Origin of the sequence: Pseudomonas sp. CROZ-RG-20F-R04-15, from assembly GCF_022662375.1 — a bacterium.
GTDB lineage: Bacteria > Pseudomonadota > Gammaproteobacteria > Pseudomonadales > Pseudomonadaceae > Aquipseudomonas.
The window spans coordinates 1-311 of record NZ_JAKNQL010000081.1; the positions used below are offsets into that span (position 1 = coordinate 1).

At 59.5% G+C, this 311-nt stretch carries 1 pseudogene; it reads right to left on the reverse strand.

The features are described from left to right. Positions 1-311, reverse strand: a pseudogene (locus L8H52_RS30360) (toxin); the annotation flags it as partial.

A 311-nucleotide genomic window follows, 5' to 3' on the forward strand; every position in this document is an offset into this window, starting at 1 on the left:
AGCCGGGTGTAGTTGTTACCGGCACGCACGTGGCACAGTTCGATCAGGTTGCCGCCATGATCGTATTGGTACGTCTGGGTGTAGTTGAGGCGATTGCCTGGGTCGCTCGGTTGCGGCAGGCCGGGAATGTCCGAGGGCGGGGCGTCGTCGTAACCGGTGGCGCTGGTCAGTCGGTAGAGCGAGTCGTAAGTGAAGTCGCGATGGCCGTCGATAAGCTGGTTGGCGAAGTATCGCGGTTGAAATGCGTGGTCTTCGATGCGGGTGATGTTGCCGACGGGGTCGTAAAAATATTCGAAATCCTGCAGCACGGC